Raw genomic sequence first — 20893 nt, 5'->3', positions numbered from 1 at the left:
ATGATGGTTTGCCGTCCTCGCGGTGGTTGAGCTTGTCGAAACCACTTTTGCTGTACCTTCGACAGGCTTAGGTACCGCAATATGTGCAGGGGCCGGGATATTTTACAGAATGATATAAAATAAATTATAAAATATTTTTTAAATTTAGTGTAGAAAGGAGCGGTCGTCTACGAGTTGGTATTCACGGCATTTTGAAATTCGTGATCAATGAATGACTGCTGTTTATATCAACTTTTGAAGCAGGAAAGATTTGCTTTAATTTGAATAAAAAAAAATGGAGAACAATAAAGCACTCATCAACGTAGTCACCAATCTTCAAATTGAAGAAAATACTGGAGATAAATCTAGTGCAAATCAATTCGAAGTTTTGGTTGCGTTTATTGATGACTTGATTCGAAATGATTTTAACCGCTTGTTAAGTATTCTTTATCGCGTCGATATTTCTGAACAGAAACTAAAAAGAAAGCTGGCTGAAAATAAAGAAACTACAGTGCGGTCTGCAGAAATTATCGCACAACTTCTCCTTGACAGAGAAGAAGAAAAAATCATTTCGCGGGCAAAATATAAGCAAGACTAAAAGGGGAGGACTCGTCCTCTGATCATTTTAAAATTTTAACCACTTAAATGTTCTGAATCATGAAAACTTTCATCATCCTACTTATCGCAATAACCGTCCTGTTCTTCGGGACTCAAATTTATTTTATCATGGCAAAAACGGAAACCCAACCATACGAGGTCCTCAAGAAAGAAAACGATTTTGAGATCCGAAAATATCCACCAGCTACGATGGCGACTGTTTCAATGAACGCGAAATCCTATAAAGAATTATCTTCTTCAGGTTTTAGAACTTTGGCTTCTTTTATTTTTGGCGGAAATCAATCTAAAAAAAGCATTGCCATGACCTCCCCGGTTCGCATGGATATTAATGATTCGCAATCCTCCATGAGTTTTGTAATGCCGTCTGAATATACCAAAGATAATCTGCCCAAACCCGATAATTCAGCGATTAAAATTGAAACCACTGCAGAAGAATATGTGGCTGCAATTGAGTTTGGCGGTTATGCCAATGATGAGGACATCAAAAAATACGCTGCGCAGTTAAAAAAATCTCTAGAAGCAAAAAATATCGAATACTTCGGCAACTTTCGTTTTTTAGGCTACAATGCGCCTTACCAGCTTCTCAATAGAAAAAATGAAATCATTGTGAGCGTCCACTGGAAATAAAATCTCGGACCACCTATTTTTTATTTTAATTCCACAACAATTCCTTACTTCTTCGTGTACTGAATCTAATTCCCTATAAATAATCGATTGCGCTACCAACGTGTGATAGATGTAATTTATAAATAATTACGTAGAACATTCTATCTTTCAAAGGGGTCATCTTTGTGTAAGAGGAAATAATCTTTTTTCTAATTTTTTTTAAATATTGTAAAGATTATAAGAACCTCATTTATTTAAATCATTTTAATGAAATAGGGGAAGTTTACTTGAATTTCGACTCTTCTGTTTTAAATGCATTTAATTAAAAATGTGTTATACACAACTATTATGAATCCAGCAGAACTCGAAAAATCAAAGTCATTTATCAGCGTAGAAATTATAGAATACATTCCCAATTCTATAGTAAGCAAAACAATTCTGAAAAAATCCACAGGTAATATCAGTGTGATGTCTTTTGACAGTGGAGAAGGACTTACGGAGAAAACATCTCCCTTTGACACCTTTGCACAAATCATTGAAGGGAAAGCTGAAATTGTAATCGATGGGAAATCTTTTTATTTAAATACGGGTCAATCTATTATTATTCCTGCACATCAAGCAAATATTGTAAAGGCAAATGAGCGTTTTAAAATGATTCTTACGGTAATAAAAAGCGGTTACGAATAACTTCATTACAACCCCAGAAAATATTATAGAAAACCAGACTTGAGATTGAATAAAATATCGTCTTGCGGTATTATTTGAAACAACTTTTGTTTGACTCCAAAAAAATATAAAAATTACAGATATCGATCTAGAAATCTCTCCATATCCAAAAAAAACTTTTGACCTGATTATTAAATTAATTCTTTTAAATAACATGAATAGTACCCTGAAAAACTTATTTAATCATTCAAAAAATTTGCTGAGAATGATGAATAAGAAAAAAGACCCGGATAAAACTTCCGAGTCTTATTCTGCTGCGTTATTTTACATTCGAAATACGAATATCGAGCTCGATAAAGACTTAACAGAGGTTTTAATCATGCTGAAAAGTTTAGAAAATCTCAATCATAAAATTTGTTTGATTTTTATCTCCAACTTTTCTACGAGTGAAAGCATAATCTGGGAAAGTGTTATAGAGCGTTTAAACGATCATTTGAGCCAAATCAGGGAACAACTCACTCATCTTAAAGAAAACAGGAGTAGCCATTGCAAGCTCCATTCTAATTTATTCTGGCAACAAAACGAAGACTTAATGGAAAGTTTGGCGGCGGAATATAGAAACTTAGAAGAAATTGGTTTTCAGGTTCTCCCTCCGAAAGAGAAAATGTATTGGAGAATGAATGTTTGCGATGTACAAAGTGAAACCTGTACCGCACTTGTTTCCCTGATTACGATATGCAAACAACAGTTTAATTTTATTAAACAGTACACTCCAATTGAGGTGAATACGATAACGCAAACAATTATCAATACTCCACCTCCAACTTATTCCCTGAATGAAGCTTGAAAATTCGAACTTGATGATATCCATTCAGTAAACGTGCCTCCTACTTTCCACTTTAGGTCATTTTAAGTGCAGAAATGAAGGTACTAGTTGCAAGATTTTCTCCTAATATAAATAAATGATGAATAATTTGTTTTACTTTTGTTTATACAGTAACTTTATATGTTCCAAAAAAACAGGGTCCTTTAAAACCCCTTTTGTAAATAAAACTGACCCTTGGAATTAAATAAAAAAACTATAACAAATACAGACTCATTAAAAACACATGAAAATATTCATCAAATATATGGTTAGTCTGCGCTGCAAAATGCTGGTTCGCGACACATTGGATCTATTAAAGATAAAATATTTCTCAATCGAATTAGGACTGGTAGAAACAGTGAAAGATTTAAGCGAGCATCAGATGGTAAAGCTGGCAGAAATATTAAAAAAATCTGGATTGATAATCTTGGATGATAAAAGAAGCATCCTCATAGAGAAAATAAAAAACGTTATTGTAGAAATGATTCATTATACTGATGAACCTCCAACTCAAAATTTTTCAGATTATTTAAGTAAAAAGCTGGGGTATGATTACACTTATCTTGCAAACGCTTTTTCTGAGGTCAAAGGCATCACCATCCAGCATTTTATTATTCTCCACAAGGTAGAAAAGGTCAAAGAACTGTTACTTTACGATGAGCTGAATCTTTCCGAGATTTCTTACAGACTCAATTACAGCAGTGTCGCTCATTTATCTACACAGTTCAAGAAGATAACGGGATTAACTCCGTCTTTTTACAAGAAGCTGGGCCAAAAAAGAAAAAAGAATTTAGAAGATTTCTAATCATTATATTTAGAAAATAAAAATAAGGAACCTGTAGAAGGTTGAGATAGGCGCGAATGATTAATTCGCGCCTATTGAGTTTTATAAAGTTGCATTAATAGATAAATACCATTAGCGAATTCGCAATATTACCCGCATTATACTACCAAAATAATCTCAAAAATTAAATGTGCATAGTTATAATAGGCTATTAATTTTTATTAAAAATACAATGCTTGATTCATAAATATAACTTTAGAAATAAACAGGCATTTTTTTAATATGATTACCTATTTTTTAAAATGTGTGAAATTTAGAAAACAATAATTTTTAAATATAACTGGTATTAAATATTAATTATTTTCGCCGTTAAATTACAAATATAATAGTTTTTTCACATAGTTTCTGCGATTTATTGAACTATCTTTGAGTAGCTGACTTAACTATTACTCAGCTTAAACTTAGAAATTATGAAAAAAATTCTATTCTTGGTCGCTTCGGCTGCCTTAATGTGTTTTAACGGAACACTTGCTGCTCAAGCTCCCAATTTGGGGACTTCCGCAAATTTTGCACTCTTTTCCACGGATGGTGCTGTAACCAATACAGGATTGTCTCATCTTACCGGAAATGTAGGTACAAACAACGGCTCCAGTACAAATTTCGGAAATGTAGATGGAGTCATGCATGATTCAGACGGAACCACTGCAATTGCTGCTGCTGATCTTCTTATTGCTTATAACCAGCTCAATGCTGCGATTCCTAATTATTTCCCCGCACCGCTTTTGGGAAATGGACAAATTTTCACAGCCGGAACTTATGCAATAGGGCAAACTGCTTCTTTGAATAATACGCTAACTCTCGACGGAGGCGGAAATGCCAATGCTGTTTTTATTTTTAAAGTACAAGGTGCATTTTCTTCTTCAGCAGGCTCAAAAGTCGTCTTAACCAATGGAGCTTTAGCCTGTAATGTTTTTTGGAAAATTGAAGGTCTTGTAGATCTGGCAACAAATACAGAGATGAAGGGAACCATTGTAGCGAATAATGCAGCGATTGTTTTAAATACAGGAGTGGCTATTGAAGGTCGTGCCCTATCTACAACCGGCGCAGTTACCGTTGCAGGAGTTACTGTTGCAAAACCTATTGGTTGCGGATCTGCAGTTCTTACCGGGCCTCTTGCTCCGCAGTTAAAATCAGTAGCTTGTTATACCATATTTACGGGAACAGGAGAAGTGACCAACGCGGGAATTTCTTTTGTAACGGGTGATATTGGCTCTAATCTTGGATTAACCACTGGCTTTCAAGCTACAAATGTAACAGGAACAATTCATCCAAATCCAGATACTTCAACAGCAACTTGCGCCGCAGATCTTAATACTGTGTACACCTATCTGAACACGCTTCCTGTCGATATCGAGTTGCTTTATCCAGCAGCTTTCGGACAAAATCTTGTTCTTACCCCACATACGTATCTCTTGAATGCGGAAACTGTTTTAAACGGAACGGTTATCTTAAACGCTCAGAATAATCCAGATGCTGTTTTTGTAATTAAAATTGTAGGAGCTTTATCTACCAGTACTTATGCTTCTGTAGTTTTAACCAATCAGGCACAGGCAAAAAACGTATATTGGAAAGTTGATGGTGCCATTAATATTAATGATTATGCCAATTTCAAAGGAACCCTTATTGGTAATAATGGAGCTGTAATATTAAATAATGGAGTTGCAATTGAAGGTCGTGTGTTGAGCACGAGTGGCGCAGTCTCTACGTTTGCCATCAATGCTCAGATGACTCCGGGTTGCACCATACTCGCTACCAATTCTTCAACTCTTGACAACAAACAGGTGCTGGTTTATCCAAATCCTTTTTCTACCGTTTTGAATGTAACGATGAATGCTGAAAATGAAGGTGCAGTTTTGACCCTCTTCAATGCAGCAGGAGCCAGAGTTTCAGAAAAAAGTTTAACTGGCAAAACAAGTAAATTGCAAATGAATCTTCCCGCAGGAGTTTATTTCTACCAGGTCAAAGGTAAAAATGGCACCCTGCAAAGTGGTAAGTTAATTGCAAAACCCTAAGAATTTTATGTTCTAAATAAGCCCTGCCATTTGGTGGGGCTTTTTTGATGGTGAAGGGTAGGAGTTTCAAAAAAGGCGTCCGCGGAAATTTAATTATTATCAATGCTTTTAAACTGCTACAAGTCCAAAAATTTTTACAAAATAAAATTGGCTTTTTGTGCTGATAGTTGATGATTGCCAGCATTTTTTTTTAATAACAGAAAGTGCGGACTCATCAGTTTCAATTCAATCATTCGAAATTAGGATATTAAGTGATTTCTTTAAAAATGATCATCAAACTAATTAACCGCTTCTATGAATAAACTCCTTATTGATATAGAAACCAAATTGATCAAATTACTGAATATATCTTTTTGGATTATAAACCGGTCTCTACATTTAAAGCACCTATTTTTATTTATAAAAAGCCTTTATCGATAATTCGAAGTACCTGTCAAGATTCCTCCACCATCAGAAATTCAGTTTCGACTTTTAACTTTTCCAGAATTTCTTCCATCACCTCCAGTTTTACTTCCGAACCATTCGTAAGATGATCATTGAATTTTAAATAATGATTGAGGTTTAGAAAAAAGCGCTCTTTCCACACCTTGTCGAAGAGGTACTCTAGTTTTTCCAGTGCCGGTTTTGAATATAGGCAAAGTTTCCACAGAATTTCCGGCGCCACATAACTCGGCATATAACTAAGGCTTCGATAGATATAAATTCGCAGAATTCTAGTGAACGCTGTAGCAAAAAGCGCGTGCAATCCTTCATAGTTATTTTCTGCCCTGTTTTTCTTTAGCACATTGAACTGCTCAATACTGCATTCCGCTGCACGATAATACAGATTTAGATCCGGATAATTAGCGGCATACGGTTCTTCCCAATGAATGCCTGGATGATAGGGGTTAGAAGAATAAACCATTTGATCCGCTGTCATTATTTTTTTGAAAAATCCTTGCCATAAATAAACATTTTCCTGAATCCAACTTCTGCGATGCCCAACCAGAACAACGCAACATTTATTTGCCGTTTTGTCCCTCAGCGATTGCTGAACACGCTCCAGCAGTTCACAACTTAGGCTTTCGCCCACTACCAGAAGATAGTAAACTGTTTGATGCTCCTCGGTTTTGGTATGATAATGATAAATTTCTTCCGGTTCTGCCATTTCGGTCACCACGGTCAAAGCCTCGAAAAGCATTTCCTTCCCACGATTTTCTTCCTCTTTCTCTGGTAACTTTTGCATTTCATTTTGTTGTTTCGTCATTCTTTTGAGCTCCCGGAAACGTTCACCCACAAGTGCAAATAATTGCCCTTCCGTTTTACAGATGCAGGAGTACAATTCATTGTTAAGTAGAAATTCATCATCAACTCTTTTAGATTTTTCTAGCACATCAATGAGGTAGAAAATCTTTGCATTCTTCTTTACAAACATTTGTTCCAGAATAGGCAGGTATGCCATTAAGTTTTGAATGCGTTCATGGAGATTCTGTTCAAAATTGATACTGCCCAAATAAAGACTTTCTAAATATTGAAGATCAAGTTCATAAACGGAAACATAACCCAAAAAAGCACCCATCACCGATTCATGCGTCTTACATTGGTGCACTTGTGTGAGAAGAAGATCATGATCGTGGTAAAAACGATCTTTGTAAGCCACAATGTTCTTCTTCCAGATTTTTTGTAAAGTGCCAGTTTCCGCCTTATCTCCGTAAATTAGATAATCACTGTGACAGTAACAGGACGCAAAAGGATTACCACATTTTGCCAGATGGTGTAGAGAAAGTCCATTTTGTACGTTGATCAGTATTTTTGTTTGTACGTACGCATTTATCACCCATTTCCGCGCCTTTACTGTTGTTGCATCTTTTGAATTAGCCGTACAGATCAAAAGTTGAGGTGAATCTTTTGAAGCATTGTTTTCTCGATAAAAAATGGCTTCGATGGGAATTTCCTGCACCACCTGTTGCAAAATATGTTGCAGATGGGGATTGCCGGGAAAAACGGGAATTACTTGTATTTTCATCATTAATAAATTTAGAGGGTTTATCAGAAAAAAGCAAAACTTCAATAAGCATTTTAATTAAATTTTTATCTCAAAAATTGTTTTGAATTAGTTGCATGTTAGAAGATTACACTTTGCTTTTCTGTGTTCTTTGGTCTGGTAAAGTTATTATGGTGTTTCAGAATAATCTATTCCGGAAAAGGATAAATTATCCCAAACAATGACTTAAATACCCATTCTTATGGATGATTTTGAAATGGTGATTTTGATGTAAGCAGAGTGATTATATATTTAGCCCGTGGTAACAGCTGATAAAATAGGCAATGAGCTGATTAATGGGTTTAATCCGCACATTATTTTCCTTATATTTGAACCTATATAAGACTTCATATTAAAAGAGCTAAGAATTGTCCAAAGAAACTTAGAAGTAAACAGTTGGATTAGATACTTCTGTTCTGTTTCTGTTCTGTTCCGTTCTACAGGATGGTTTACGGGATTCAAAAAAAGTAGTGCTGTTCATCCTTATGAAGTGTACTTTTCGATAACTTCAATTATCAGATGAATGAACGAGAATTAAAAGCGATGCGAAAAATGATGGAAATGGGGGAAGACTCATTTGTTGGCGGAATCTCCTAAGAAATACATTTCAATTATTAAATCATCCGAAGCAACAGCAACAAGATATTTGCAGCTTCCTTATGAAATTGGCACTATCGAACAAAAAGTGGTGGTCGATCAATTCCTTATAATTTGAATTTGTTATAAAATACTCTGGTTATTCTTTTACAACCATTAGAGAGATCGCAGAAGTTTATTTATTTCGGTTTGGGACAAGATAAAATACAAATGTCGCATCGGAGATTATTACAGGAAAGTAATCCGTCAGAAGAAAATCAGCAAGTAATTGATTCAATAGAAAATTGGATAAATTCTCAAAATTATGAATTTCTTACAATTGTAAATGTTGGAAGTTGGTCAGAGAAAAGTGTACGAGAAATGGCTACGGAAACAAATGAATTAGAATTATATAACTACTTTTATCAACCTTTTAGTAATGTTGCGCACAATTCTTGGAGTCATGTCGCGAAATATAATCTTGCAGGTTCTGATAATCCTCTTCATAAATTTGCAAAAGTACCAGCGATTTATAAATATTATTTTGATTTTTATTACATGGATTTAGCAATGAAATATGTTGATAAGATGTTCCAAAAATTTGATGCGGTATTAAAAGTGAAAATTGATGGAATGCGTGCTCGTGAAATTTTTTATGAACAGATAAGTAAAATAGACATTGATTAGTGAACAATTACAACAGAGATATAAATAATGTAAATTTGTTAATAAGTGTTATATATATTAAAATGCTTGCTTTTAATTAACCTATAGATTAACTTTGTGCTTTGAAAAGAACTTGTAAAATATTAATTTCTTCTAAAGATCGAAGTAGAGCGATCTATATCGATGAATTAAATAAAGAAGAAATTCTTAATTTTATTAGACAAGATGAGCGGCACCGCAAAAAATTTAAATATATTTCAGACTTGATTTTGAGTAACACTAAGAATACCGAGTTATACGATAAGGAGGATATTAATAAATTCTGTAAAGATGTAACAGCAATGAAGTTTTTTAAAGGACAAGAAAATGCAAGAATTTATTGTAAAGAAATGAAGAGTGATAAAGGTGTTTTTATTGTTGTTGCGGGAATTTTACATTCTAGAAAAAAATCACAGAAAAATAGTAGCAAAGAAAAGACTTTAATAAATAAATTAGGAAAATACGAATATGAAGTTTAACGAAAAATATAATATTGATCCTGAATTTGAAGATTTATTCAGTTTTAAAAGTGAAGAAGAACAATTAGAGCATGATGCAAGAATGATCATGTTTAGATTCTTTAATGAACTGGAAAAATTGGAGGTCGATACACCTATTCGAAATAAGGATATTGCAGAAATTTTTGGATCTTCAAAAAGTTATGTCACTCAACTAATGAGAGGAGACAAATTGATTAATTTGTTGAAGATTGCAAAACTTCAACAATCTTATGACATAACCTTTGAAATAAAGGCGAAACATAATTCAGAAAATTATCGTGAAGAAATAGAACACTTTTACCCACTTTCTGAAAAGAAAAAAAATAATAATGACTTAAGTGGTTTCTGGGTATACCATAACGCAAAACAAAGATATGACAGTATAGAAGGAGTTGATTATAGTCCAAGCAAGAATACAACATTAAAAGTAGCATAATGAAACCAATTCTTTCGCCTCTTATCTTACTTGATTTTTCTATCTTAAATAGTAATTTCCACTTCATTGCTCCGGGAGATGATGATGAAATTGGAAATGATTTATTTTCGGATTATGAAATCGATTTAGATTTTGCAATTTTCAATGAAGATGACACAAAAATTTTTGTAAAGGTTGCTATAAATCAAATTGAAAATCCTGCTGCAGGATATTCAATATTCGCAGAAGGAGTTGCTTTTTTCAAATTAGATGAAAGTGTATCACTTTCTGAAGATGATAAAATTTCCTTATTGCAATTTTCAGGATTTTCAATAACTCTAAATAGTTTAAGAGGCTTCATAACTGCTTTAACATCTATAGCGCCTTTAGGTAAATATATTTTGCCTTCCATTGATGTTAATGATGCTTTTCGCCAAAAATCTGAAAAACCTAAAAACTCGTCCGATAAAGTAGAGGGAAAATCAAAATCTACAAGTGAGAAAAAAACAAAAAAAATTCCGAAATCTTAATTTATAACGTAATTTTAGTTGCAACTTTTTCTTCAATATGATTTTTAAGTATTCCGAAATAAATTAGTGAAGAGCTGATTAACGTAATGTCTTCATTACTCCAAGGCTTGCCGTGGTTTACTGCTGGTTTCCCATAATGTAATGATTTAGTAATGATAAAATAAATAAATAAAACAGTGATTGCAGAACAAATAAATTTTTTATAGATACTAGAAAAATGACAATTTTAACTTCAAATTTTACTGTAAAAAAGCTTATACAAATTAGTGTAGTCTTACTTATAAATAAGTAATTATTCCGACTTCTTTAATTTTATTTCCCAATCAATTGCTCCATTCTCTCCATCATTTCATCTTTCTCTTTCAACATCCTTTCATACAAAGCAATCTTTTCTTCGTGTAGTTTTAAAATTGTTTCAATTGGATTAATATTTTGAATTTCAACTTTATTATTGAACATTGATTGGTCTGAAAATGTACAAGAAATAAGATTTACCGCCTGTTCTTCATCAAAATTCTGAAAAGCCTCCACTGGAATTTTCAAAACCTCAGCTATTTTCGCCAACAAGGGGTCTTCAATCAAATCTTTTTGCTCCAACAAGGATATTTTCTTTTGATTCCATTCCTCACCAAGGTCAAAAGCTAGAACTTCCTGCTTAATTCCCAACATTTCTCTAAAGCGTTTTACGTTGCGTCCCTGATGTATTTTCTGTGCCATGCGTTTTAATTTTTCTGCGTCGTAAAGATAAAGCCATTGCCCTACCAATTTCAAAAGTAAAGTTAAAGATTCTCCCGTAAAAATCCTAATCAACGGCATAAATTATTCGTTTTAAGAATAGAATATCCTTTTAATAGGGTGGTACTTCGCATTACACTAAGCAGCTAAGAATGAAAAAGCCCAAAATAGATTTTGATGCAGAATTTTGGTCAAGTTATCGAGGAAATGATCCTCTGCAATTATTCGATGCATTTTTCAAGGGTGATCTTTTGAGTGAAGCAAAAGACAGATTGTTTGAAATAATGAATTATTCCGTGAAGCGAAAGGTGCTCTCTCAAAAGGATCCTTCCCATATTTTTTATTTTTACCTCTCACTCCGTTCCTTTCTTCGGGCATCCTGCGTATTGTATTTAAAGTCAGAAAAATTAGAACTCAAGGATCCCCCGGAATATATTTCTCGTTTGTTACAGGGTTCATTATCTGATGACGAATATCTAAATCCATTTTTGGTCTTTCGCAGAGCATTCAAAGAATGGTCCCTCACAGAATTGGAGCAGTTTCTTACGGAGATTACTTATTTTTCTTTAGGAGCATATACAGACCTTCCCGCCGGAAATACAATAACACCCTTCATTCATGTACAGAAAATGTTAGATGCTGCACAGATGATCCGCGAAAGAGAATTCAAAAAACAAAAAAGCAAGAAATAAATTAGTTCCAGCCTCCGCGGAATCAATGTTCTGTATTTTTAATCAGTGATTATATTTTCGTCTTTCACTTATAATGAAAAGATTAATAAGACCATTAAATTCTAGGTAAAATAAATTTTTCGTCGGTATCAAAATAATAGCATTTGTACTCAGACTTTGTCTTCATATTCCAGTAATAGTCAAAAAAAAATTAAGTAAAAGGTAGAAGAACTTTAATAGGATATTGATCTATGAAAAAACAGGGGTATAGTTCAATTAGGATCATCAATTATATTTGTATAGTTATATCAGGATTTATTGAGTAATTTGTATAGTTATTTCAGGACGGGTCATTCTCCATAGATACTTAATGGATGCTTCATGGATACTTCATGGATAGTTCATGGATAGTTCATGAGAATGGTTCTGCCAAAAATCAAAAAAATCAGCCCTTTTTGAACCAGTTTTTGCATCGCTTCCAATACTTCCTTTTTTAATGGGAGGCGAAAAAATAAATGCCGGAAATCAACAGACAGCGAATTATATTTTACTGATTCATCTTAACTCAGGTTGAAATCTTTTTCATAAATAAATCTTTTTTATACCATTCCTACGCTCTTCCGCAAAAACTCTTTCACCACCGCTCAAAACCATTCAAAACCAATATTTTGGCATGGGCAGTGGTGCAAAATCCAGAGTGAATCTGGCGGCATCTTACATGCTCGACAATGCTTTGCTTGTGGTGGCGAATGTTCCGGAACTCGTGTACAACAAAATTCTGATCACCAAGGGAGAATTGGCTGGATTTCAGAATGCAGTGAGCACACCGGCAGCGGGAAACATTGTAGATTTTACCTGGGAAGACAACAGTTTGCAAGGCAACGCCAGTGCAACCGATGTGGTAAATGTGGTCTGCTACAACGAAGAGCTTGGAAATTTCGAGATCTACCAGGCGATCGCCACGAGAGCAGATCTGGCAGCACAGGTGATACTGCCTCCTTTCTACACAGGCTTAGACGTACATGTCTGGATGTACCTCAACAATGCAGCAGAAAAATCGGGCTGTAACAGTCCCTATCTCGGCCTCCTCACCATTCTTTAAAACGAAACTCCACTTGCGAAAGTGGAGTTTTTTTATGGGTAAAAAGCCGTTTCAAAGGTGTAAAAAAAAACTTCGGGAAATTAAAAGGCTATTGTCAAACAAGGTTGCTCATTACATAACAAAATAGCAATGAACTTTGTCCAAGTGCTTTCTTCCTGAATTTTAAAAAAGTAATTTTGAAAACTTTAAAATGAAGATAAGAAACTTAATTTGTAGACCAGCCTGAAATAAAGAGAAATGATAAAATCTGCTGTGCAAACCAAAACTACCCATCTGTTATTTTTAGGCCTTTTGAGCCTTGTCTTATATTCCTGTGGCGCAAACAGAGGAAACACTTCCTCCGCTTATCAATCAACCACGGTTACTTATTATGCTGATAAATTTGAAGGGCAAAAAACATCAAGCGGCGAGATTTACCAACATTCGAAAATGACGGCTGCGCACAAAAACCTGGCTTTCGGTACCAAAGTGGAAATCATCAATACTGAAAATTCCAAAAAAGTAATTGTCACCGTCAATGACAGAGGTCCACTAAAAGCGGGCAGAGCTTTCGATTTGAGTCAGGGTGCTTTCAAACAAATAGGGAATTTGAATGATGGGATTTTAAAGGTGAAATATAAGGTACAAAAGTAAAGGTGGCTTTTAACAATGATCCAACAGTTATTTTCTCGGGTTAACCGCCCTTTTTTAAAGTGAAACTCTGCTTTTGAAAGTGGAGTTTTTTGTTGAGGGTTAGTGCTTGACTTTAATTAAAATAACATTATTAAATAGGTTTTTATTGCGTCTAATTTAAAAATTACTAATTACGGGAAATGTTATAAGAATTACCATATTTAATGTGAAGGTATTAGTTTTTAATTGTATTTTTATCATCTTATGTTAATCAAACAACATCTAATGAAAATCAATAGGTTAAAAGTTATCTTGGCTGAAAAAGAGAAAACCAGCAAATGGCTTGCGGAGAAATTGGGTAAAAGTGACGTTACAGTTTCACGATGGTGTACCAATGAAGTCCAACCTTCACTTGATACACTTACAGAAATTGCCCAGTTGTTAAATGTAGATATAAAAGAATTATTGAATTCTACGAAATAAATGAGTACAAAATTTTTCACAAATAAAAACGGCAATAGTTTAATTAAGAAATTTGAAGGTGTTTTTACCAATCAAACAATATTCTATTTTGATGCGTTAGTCGGCTATTTTCGAGCATCTGGATATTTTAAACTAAGACCTTTCCTAGATGATGTTCCTGAGATAAGAATTTTAGTGGGAATTAATGCAGATAATTTGATAGCAGAGGCTAATAGAAAAGGTCAACTTTATTTAGAAAATTCAGATAAAACTAAGGAAGAATACTTAAAATTTATTGCTGATGACATAGAGAAAGCTTCTTATGACGAAACTACAGAAAAAAGTATTTTGCAGTTTATCGAAGATATCTTACACGGCAAAGTGACAATTAAAGCGTACGGACAAAAAAACTTGCACGCTAAAATATATATTTTCAGACCAAAGCCTTTTAATGAACATACTTTAAGTTCAGTCATTACAGGATCTTCCAATCTAACAGATTCTGGTTTGGGAACATACGACAATTCTAATTATGAGTTCAATGTTCAACTCAATGATTTTTCTGATGTGAAATTTGCAACCGAAGAATTTGAGGATCTTTGGAAAGATGCTACTGAAATTATTCCGACTGATATTGATCAATTAAAAGCGAAAACCTATTTAAAAGAAGACGTCACTCCTTACGAATTATTTATTAAAATGCTTGTCGAATATTTTGGTGATGCCGTCATCCGAGATAAAATTGGTAGTCTAAATTTGCCCAGTGGCTATACTAATTTGCAATATCAAGCTGACGCGGTAGTTGAAGGATTTCATAAATTAATGAAACATAACGGTTTTATATTGGCCGATGTTGTTGGGTTAGGAAAAACTATTGTTGCGACTCGAATTATTAAAAAGTACATAGAGAAAAACGGTTACAATACAAAAGCATTAGTTGTCTATCCAAACGCACTTGAAACCAACTGGAAAACGACAATTAAAGATTTTGGTATCGGTAACTATGTGCATTTTATTTCAAATGGTAGTTTGCATAAAATTATTAATGGCGACAATCCAAATTATTTGTTACCTGAAGATTATGATTTCATCATCATTGATGAAGCCCATAAGTTTAGGACTTCAAATACCAATATGTATGGTTTGCTAGAGTTAATATGTAAAACACCTAGAGCTACTGTCGGCAATGATATTGACCGACGTAAAAAAGTAATGTTGATAACCGCAACGCCACTCAATAACAAGCCGGAAGATATTGCAAACCAAGTCTATTTATTCCAAGATTCTAGAAAATCTACTTTGGAAGGAGTTCCTAACTTACAAACGTTTTTTGCCGATAAAATTGAAAAATATAAAAAACTTTATTTAATTAAAGATCACGATCAACTTATCAAAAAAGTAAAAGAAATATATGAACCGATTAGAGAGAAATTATTCTCTGAATTAGTAATCCGAAGAACTAGAGCGGATATTAAAAAAATACCACGCTATTATGATGATGTAAAAGAACAGGGAATGACTTTCCCAGACGTAATTGGGCCACATAAAATAGAATATGCATTTAGTGATGCTCAAGAAAAAATATTCTTTGAAACGGTGGCAGCTCTTGTTGAAAGTTTGGGCTATTTCCGATATCGTGCAATAGAATTTGTAGATCCCAAATATGCAGATTTATATGATAATGCGAAATTAATTTCGGAACAGTTGGCAATTATTATGAAGACCCAATTAGTGAAGCGATTAGAAAGTAGTTTTTTTGCCTTCAAAATGTCTTTGCAAAGGTTTCATACATCCAATCAAAGGATGATAGATATGTTTGCCAATGATAAAGTATACGTTGTACCGGATATTGATTTAAATAAATTTTTGAATGAAGATCGGATTGAGGATTTAGAAAAGAAAATTGAAGAGCTAAGTGAAGATTCTCCGAAAAACAAAGTATATAAAGCTGAAGATTTTTCACCGGAACTACTTAAAGGATTACAAAGCGATCAGGAAATTTTAAATAATTTAATACAAAGCTGGACCAACATTGGAGACGATCCGAAAACGAAAAAATTCCTTGAACAAATTGATCAGCATCTTTTTGACGAAAGAAACGTAGATAAAAAACTGGTTATTTTTTCCGAAAGTAAAGAAACAGTTGAATATCTCGCAGAAGAACTTCGTAAAAAAGGAAGGCTGGATGTTTTAGCAATAAGCGCTTCAAATAATAAACAAAAATTCGCAACCATTCGAAAAAATTTCGATGCAAATTATCCTGAAAAACAAGAGAATAATTACAATATTATAATTACAACGGAGGTTCTTGCTGAAGGTATAAACTTGCATCGAAGCAATATTATATTAAACTATGATATTCCTTGGAATGCAACAAAATTAATGCAGCGCATTGGAAGGGTGAATAGAATCGGTACCAGAGCAACTGCAATTTATGTTTACAATTTCTTCCCCACCGCACAGTCAAATAATCTGATTAAATTAAATGAGAAGGCTTTAAAAAAATTACAAGGTTTTCACTCTGCCTTTAGTGAAGATAGTAAAGTTTATACAGAAGAGGAACAGCTTATAGAAAGCACTTTAGGAAATTTGGAGCCTAAAGAAGAAGTGGACGAACGACTACAATATTTAGAGATGGTTCGTGAACTTTTTGAAAAAAATCCGAAAGAGTATACTAGAATAAAAAATTTGCCACTTAAAAGTAGAGTAGGTAGATTAGCCAATATAAAACAGCAAGTCGCAAAAAAAATTATTGGTCAAGACTTAGAAAATTCGGTGCTGTGTTATTTAAGAAATAAAATGAAAGAAGGTTTTTATGTCGCAAATGAAAAAGATTGTGTCGAGATTACTTTCTATCAAGCAGTAAAATTATTTGAAGCAACTAAAAAAGAGGAAGCAATTCCAGTTTTTGAAAATCATTTTGCCGCTGTCGATAATGCATTGCAACATTTTAAGAAAGTTTATAATACTGTTTATTCTACAGAAGATTATGATACTTCCAATCTTTCAGTACAAGAACGAAATTCAATTTTATTTCTGAATAGTTTAAAGGATCTTAGAAGAAGTTTTCCCCAAGAACTTTCAGAGGAATTTATTGAAATGATCGATGCGTCGCTGAAATTAATCTACATGGGGGTTTTTAGAAAATTTAGAAATGAGATTGCGACTTTAGCCGCCAGACAGAAAAAGAAAAAAACACCGCTTCCAAAAGTAATTCAGGAACTCAATCAATTAATGACGAAGTACCCGATTAGAAATATTGTACGAATGGATGCGCTTAGAGCCCAAGAGGAGCAAGCGCCAAAAGTATTTGAAGAACCGAAAATTGTAATCACAGAAACATTTGCCTAATGAACAGATCAGAACTCAAGAATATTTTACAAAGTGCTTACGATAGAAGTCGCTGGATTTCTACTTTACAATTTCTTTCTGGCAAAAGAGATCTTTTAACAGTTAGGTTATCACCAATATTAGAGGAGTTCAATACCATTGAAGCAAATAACATAATAAAAACATTTCATCAAATCGGGACGCTGAAAACCTCTGATGGAGTCAGTCTTCCAATTTTTGAAGTAATTCTAAAAGATAGAGTTAGAATTGAACAAAATAGAGTTGGCGTAAATGAATTCATTAAGAAATTTATTATTAAAGATGCTGTAAAAGGTGCGATCGTTACTTTTTCATATTTTACAGATAACGAAAAACCAGAATGGAGATTTTCTTTCATTAGTAAAAATGCTGCAAATGATTTCTTTGCCGAGGTAGAAGCGCAAGAAACAAATCCAAAAAAATACACTTATATTTTTGGAAATAAAGAAGAACATAGAACAGCAATTGAACGGCTTTATAATCTAGAACAATCTCGCTTTCGTTTAGAGGATTTTTTTGAAGCGTTCAATGTAGAGCCTGTTTCTAAAAAGTTCTTTGAAGAATACAAACAGTTATATCGTGAGTTTTCAGATTTTATTATTGCTAACGATAATTATAAACTACTTTTTGAAAATATACAAACAGAAGACTTAAAGGAAAGAGAACAACAATGCCAAAAAGAAATACGGAATTTTGTAGGTAGATTATTGGGAAGAATAGTATTTCTATATTTTCTACAGAAAAAGAATTGGCTCGGTGCAACAACGACTGAATATAAAGATGGGAGTACCACATTTTTAAGTGATTTATTTTTAAATGATGTACATAACCAAGAGGATTTTTACGGCAAATATTTAACTCCAATATTTTTTAATGCGCTCAATTCAGATGGTAGAAAGAATGATGAGTTTGTTTTAGAGAATGGTGTAAAAATTTGCATTCCTTTTCTCAATGGGGGTTTATTTGAAGAGGAGCAAGAACCAAAGAAGCACAGAACAATTAAGTTTCCTGGACATCAATTTAAGATGTTGTTTGATTTTTTTAATTCTTACAATTTCACCGTGTACGAAAACAGTCCTGAAGAACACACTGTTGCCGTAGATCCTGAAATGTTGGGACATATATTTGAAAATTTAATCGATTATAATAAAGATACCGGAACATTCTACACGCCGAAAGAGATTGTGCAGTATATGACGCAGGAAAGTTTGATCGAATATCTAAATACACATCTTGAAAAGGAAAGATCTGAAATAGAAAATTTAGTCAAAAACCAAAGTCCAAAAAACTTTGTCGATAACGAACTTTCTAAAATTGATCAACTTTTAGATGATGTTAAAATCTGCGATCCTGCCATTGGTTCCGGTGCATTTCCGATGGGAATGTTGCAGGAAATTTTTAACCTTAAAGCATTGATTGCTTATCAATTAAAAAATGAATTTGATCCTGCTGCAACAAAACAAAATATTATACAAAATTCTATCTATGGCGTAGATTTAGACGAAGGGGCGGTAGAAATTGCAAGGTTGCGTTTTTGGTTGTCTTTGGTGGTAGATGAAGGAATGCCAAAATCTTTGCCGAATTTGGATTATAAAATAATGCAAGGTAATAGTTTGCTGGAGAGTTTCCGAGGAATTGATTTATCTAATCTGAAAAATATAAAAAATCTAGGAATTCCTGAACAGACACGAATTAATTTTGGAGATGAACATGCAGTAGAAATAACATTTTTTGATGATTTAAGTTTTGAAACTTTACAGGAATTGGTAAAGAAATACTTTACTGCAGGTAATACAGGAAATCTTACAAAAACGGAAATCAAAAAACAGATTAATGATTTTATCGAAGGTAAAATACATTTTAAAATCAAATCTGAAAAAGATCGCTTTAAAAGCTTGATTGATGCCTTTTACAAAAAATATAATTTACCTACAAATCATAATCTTGAAGGTTTTAATTTGAAATCGAAGGAATTAAAAGATCTTTTTGCATACAAAGAAAACTTTGCGGATTTAGAATCAATCGAAATTGAGCTGATATCTTTCCAAAACCAAAAAGAACGGCCATATTTTCTTTGGCATTTATTCTTTGGAGATGTACTGGATAATGGTGGTTTTGATATTGTGATTGGAAATCCTCCGTACGTGCAAATGCAAAAAATTGGGCAACAATCTTCTTATTTAGAAAATGAAAGTTACCTTACTTTCAAAAAGACAGGTGATATTTATGTTTTATTTTATGAAAAAGCATTTAACTTATTAAAAAGGGATGGAGTAATCTCCTACGTTACTTCCAATACTTGGATGCGTACAAAATTTGGAGAAGAGTTAAGAAAATATTTTTTGCAAAATACAAGTATTGTTAATTTGATTAATATTGAAGATACTCAAATTTTCCCTTCTGCTACTGTTGAAGTAAATATCTTAATCGCAAAAAAAAGTGAATGGAATTATCCTGTAAGCGCTACAGTTATTAAAGGTGATTTAAAAAAAGGTGATTCTATATCTGAGTACGTTTATAATAACTATTCTACAATAGAATATTTGGATTCTGAAGGTTGGATTATTTTAGATAACCTTAATTATAAACTGAAAAAAGAAATTGAAAATAATGGAATTAAATTAAAAAACTGGAATGTAGAATTTTACAGAGGTTTTTTGACAGGTTATAATGATGCTTTTTTTATTACTGAAAAAGAAAGAAACGACATAATTGCTAAAGAACCACAGGCAGAGATAATAATTAAACCACTTTTAAGAGGACGAGATATTCAGAAGTTTAATTATGATTTTAAAAAAAACTATGTTATTTTTCCTCATAACGGATATACTAAAAATAACAAAAAGCGCGAGAATAAAATAAATATTGATGAATATCCATTTGTAAAAGAACATCTTGATAAACATACTTCTAAATTAAAAGCACGAGCAGATAAAGGAGATACTATTTATAATTTAAGAAGTTGTGCTTACATTGAAAAGTTTGAAGAAGAAAAAATTGTGTGGCTTTCTATTTCAGATAAACCAGCATTTGCTTTAGATACTGAAAAAATGTATGTAACTGCACCTGCATATATCATGACCTCGGATTGTAATAAATACCTACTTGCTTTTCTTAATTCAAAAATTATGGAATGGTATCTTGATAAAGTTTCCTCATCTACAGGTCAAGGAACCAATCAATGGAGCAAAATTTTTGTAGAGCAATTGCCAATTCCAATTATTGAAGATGAGAGAAAAACTATTTTAGAAATTTTAGTTGATGTTATAGTTTATTGTAAACAAAATAAAGAGAAAATTTTCGATATAATTGACAATGATCATGTCACTACTTTTTTTGAAGAAATAATTGACGCTGTTATCTTTGAAATTTATTTCCCAATAGAAATGAATGATAAAAACATTTTAGTAATAGATGGAATAAAGAAAATAATAAAAAAGATGTTTTTGCCAATTACTGATGGTAATTATGCTTCTGCAATAAATAATATGGTTGTCGGATTTTTATATATGGAAATCAAAGAAAGCGAAGTACAGCAAAAAATGAGAAAATTTGTTACTGCAAGTCCAAATGTTTTAAAAGTAATTCTTCAAAGCTAATTAC

General features: G+C 33.0%; 18 protein-coding genes. 16 read left to right on the top strand and 2 right to left on the bottom strand.

Annotation, left to right across the window (positions count from 1 at the left end):
* The first annotated feature begins 274 nt into the window (after positions 1-274).
* From OA86_RS01055 to OA86_RS15140, 6 genes are all read left to right on the top strand, one after another.
* Positions 275-577, top strand: coding sequence for a hypothetical protein (locus OA86_RS01055; RefSeq protein ID WP_052257327.1), 303 nt, complete (start codon positions 275-277; stop codon positions 575-577).
* A 59-nt stretch (positions 578-636) separates the two neighbouring features.
* A complete protein-coding gene (locus OA86_RS01050; protein ID WP_039347458.1) occupies positions 637-1224 on the top strand; it encodes an SOUL family heme-binding protein in 588 nt (195 codons plus the stop codon).
* A gap of 309 nt (positions 1225-1533) precedes the next feature.
* Entirely contained in the window at positions 1534-1890 is a 357-nt protein-coding gene (locus tag OA86_RS01045) for a cupin domain-containing protein (protein WP_260241529.1), read from the top strand.
* Positions 1891-2134: 244 nt separating this feature from the next.
* The gene (locus tag OA86_RS01040) at positions 2135-2716 is read left to right on the top strand and encodes a hypothetical protein (protein ID WP_126340424.1); all 582 of its coding nucleotides are present in this window, start codon (positions 2135-2137) and stop codon (positions 2714-2716) included.
* Positions 2717-2978: 262 nt separating this feature from the next.
* On the top strand, positions 2979-3539 hold the full coding sequence (locus OA86_RS01035) for a helix-turn-helix domain-containing protein (protein ID WP_074781359.1): 561 nt from the start codon (positions 2979-2981) through the stop codon (positions 3537-3539).
* Between the two features lie 449 nt (positions 3540-3988).
* Positions 3989-5590 (top strand): ice-binding family protein, encoded by a 1602-nt coding sequence (locus OA86_RS15140; protein ID WP_052257326.1) that lies wholly within the window; start codon positions 3989-3991, stop codon positions 5588-5590.
* Between the two features lie 433 nt (positions 5591-6023).
* Here OA86_RS15140 and OA86_RS01025 read toward each other — a convergent pair whose 3' ends face one another.
* Positions 6024-7598 carry a hypothetical protein gene (locus OA86_RS01025; protein ID WP_039347449.1) on the bottom strand — a complete coding sequence of 525 codons (1575 nt, stop codon included), beginning with the start codon at positions 7596-7598 and terminating at the stop codon, positions 6024-6026.
* Positions 7599-8345: 747 nt separating this feature from the next.
* Between OA86_RS01025 and OA86_RS01020 the strand changes: the two genes are divergently transcribed.
* The 4 genes from OA86_RS01020 (at position 8346) to OA86_RS01005 (ending at position 10339) form a co-directional block, all read left to right on the top strand.
* On the top strand, positions 8346-8876 hold the full coding sequence (locus OA86_RS01020; protein ID WP_311316314.1) for a DUF5677 domain-containing protein: 531 nt from the start codon (positions 8346-8348) through the stop codon (positions 8874-8876).
* A gap of 101 nt (positions 8877-8977) precedes the next feature.
* Entirely contained in the window at positions 8978-9373 is a 396-nt protein-coding gene (locus OA86_RS01015; protein WP_039347443.1) for a hypothetical protein, read from the top strand.
* Positions 9363-9830, top strand: coding sequence for a hypothetical protein (locus OA86_RS01010; RefSeq protein ID WP_039347441.1), 468 nt, complete (start codon positions 9363-9365; stop codon positions 9828-9830). The genes OA86_RS01015 and OA86_RS01010 overlap by 11 nt, the downstream gene beginning before the upstream one ends.
* Complete coding sequence (locus tag OA86_RS01005; RefSeq protein ID WP_039347439.1) at positions 9830-10339, top strand: hypothetical protein; 510 nt, start codon at positions 9830-9832, stop codon at positions 10337-10339. The genes OA86_RS01010 and OA86_RS01005 overlap by 1 nt, the downstream gene beginning before the upstream one ends.
* A gap of 312 nt (positions 10340-10651) precedes the next feature.
* Here OA86_RS01005 and OA86_RS01000 read toward each other — a convergent pair whose 3' ends face one another.
* Positions 10652-11056, bottom strand: a complete 405-nt coding sequence (locus OA86_RS01000; RefSeq protein ID WP_039348334.1) for a helix-turn-helix domain-containing protein — start codon at positions 11054-11056, stop codon at positions 10652-10654.
* A 170-nt stretch (positions 11057-11226) separates the two neighbouring features.
* Here OA86_RS01000 and OA86_RS00995 point away from each other — a divergent pair, with 170 nt between their 5' ends.
* The 6 genes from OA86_RS00995 to OA86_RS00970 all read left to right on the top strand — a co-directional run bounded on the left by OA86_RS00995 (position 11227) and on the right by OA86_RS00970 (position 20889).
* Positions 11227-11766 (top strand): hypothetical protein, encoded by a 540-nt coding sequence (locus OA86_RS00995; protein ID WP_052257325.1) that lies wholly within the window; start codon positions 11227-11229, stop codon positions 11764-11766.
* Between the two features lie 652 nt (positions 11767-12418).
* A complete protein-coding gene (locus tag OA86_RS00990; RefSeq protein WP_052257324.1) occupies positions 12419-12847 on the top strand; it encodes a DUF6266 family protein in 429 nt (142 codons plus the stop codon).
* 237 nt (positions 12848-13084) lie between these two features.
* Complete coding sequence (locus OA86_RS00985; RefSeq protein WP_039347435.1) at positions 13085-13480, top strand: septal ring lytic transglycosylase RlpA family protein; 396 nt, start codon at positions 13085-13087, stop codon at positions 13478-13480.
* A 264-nt stretch (positions 13481-13744) separates the two neighbouring features.
* The gene (locus OA86_RS00980) at positions 13745-13942 is read left to right on the top strand and encodes a helix-turn-helix transcriptional regulator (protein WP_039348326.1); all 198 of its coding nucleotides are present in this window, start codon (positions 13745-13747) and stop codon (positions 13940-13942) included.
* Positions 13943-17272, top strand: coding sequence for a helicase-related protein (locus OA86_RS00975; RefSeq protein ID WP_039347432.1), 3330 nt, complete (start codon positions 13943-13945; stop codon positions 17270-17272).
* Positions 17272-20889: an Eco57I restriction-modification methylase domain-containing protein gene (locus OA86_RS00970; protein ID WP_052257323.1), complete on the top strand. Its 3618-nt coding sequence runs from the start codon at positions 17272-17274 to the stop codon at positions 20887-20889. The genes OA86_RS00975 and OA86_RS00970 overlap by 1 nt, the downstream gene beginning before the upstream one ends.
* Positions 20890-20893 lie beyond the last annotated feature (4 nt).

The organism is Kaistella jeonii (genome assembly GCF_000812865.1).
GTDB lineage: Bacteria > Bacteroidota > Bacteroidia > Flavobacteriales > Weeksellaceae > Kaistella > Kaistella jeonii.
This window is presented reverse-complemented; position numbering and strand designations above follow the sequence as displayed.

Bases quoted from the DNA above. Each gene is read 5' to 3' on its own strand.
- OA86_RS01010 (WP_039347441.1), top strand. From the start codon at position 9,363: ATGAAGTTTAACGAAAAATATAATATTGATCCTGAATTTGAAGATTTA.
- OA86_RS00990 (WP_052257324.1), top strand. From the start codon at position 12,419: ATGGGCAGTGGTGCAAAATCCAGAGTGAATCTGGCGGCATCTTACATG.
- OA86_RS01055 (WP_052257327.1), top strand. From the start codon at position 275: ATGGAGAACAATAAAGCACTCATCAACGTAGTCACCAATCTTCAAATT.
- OA86_RS00980 (WP_039348326.1), top strand. From the start codon at position 13,745: ATGAAAATCAATAGGTTAAAAGTTATCTTGGCTGAAAAAGAGAAAACC.
- OA86_RS15140 (WP_052257326.1), top strand. From the start codon at position 3,989: ATGAAAAAAATTCTATTCTTGGTCGCTTCGGCTGCCTTAATGTGTTTT.
- OA86_RS01005 (WP_039347439.1), top strand. From the start codon at position 9,830: ATGAAACCAATTCTTTCGCCTCTTATCTTACTTGATTTTTCTATCTTA.
- OA86_RS00985 (WP_039347435.1), top strand. From the start codon at position 13,085: ATGATAAAATCTGCTGTGCAAACCAAAACTACCCATCTGTTATTTTTA.
- OA86_RS01000 (WP_039348334.1), bottom strand. From the start codon at position 11,056: ATGGCACAGAAAATACATCAGGGACGCAACGTAAAACGCTTTAGAGAA.
- OA86_RS00970 (WP_052257323.1), top strand. From the start codon at position 17,272: ATGAACAGATCAGAACTCAAGAATATTTTACAAAGTGCTTACGATAGA.
- OA86_RS00975 (WP_039347432.1), top strand. From the start codon at position 13,943: ATGAGTACAAAATTTTTCACAAATAAAAACGGCAATAGTTTAATTAAG.
- OA86_RS01035 (WP_074781359.1), top strand. From the start codon at position 2,979: ATGAAAATATTCATCAAATATATGGTTAGTCTGCGCTGCAAAATGCTG.
- OA86_RS01025 (WP_039347449.1), bottom strand. From the start codon at position 7,598: ATGATGAAAATACAAGTAATTCCCGTTTTTCCCGGCAATCCCCATCTG.
- OA86_RS00995 (WP_052257325.1), top strand. From the start codon at position 11,227: ATGAAAAAGCCCAAAATAGATTTTGATGCAGAATTTTGGTCAAGTTAT.
- OA86_RS01050 (WP_039347458.1), top strand. From the start codon at position 637: ATGAAAACTTTCATCATCCTACTTATCGCAATAACCGTCCTGTTCTTC.
- OA86_RS01040 (WP_126340424.1), top strand. From the start codon at position 2,135: ATGATGAATAAGAAAAAAGACCCGGATAAAACTTCCGAGTCTTATTCT.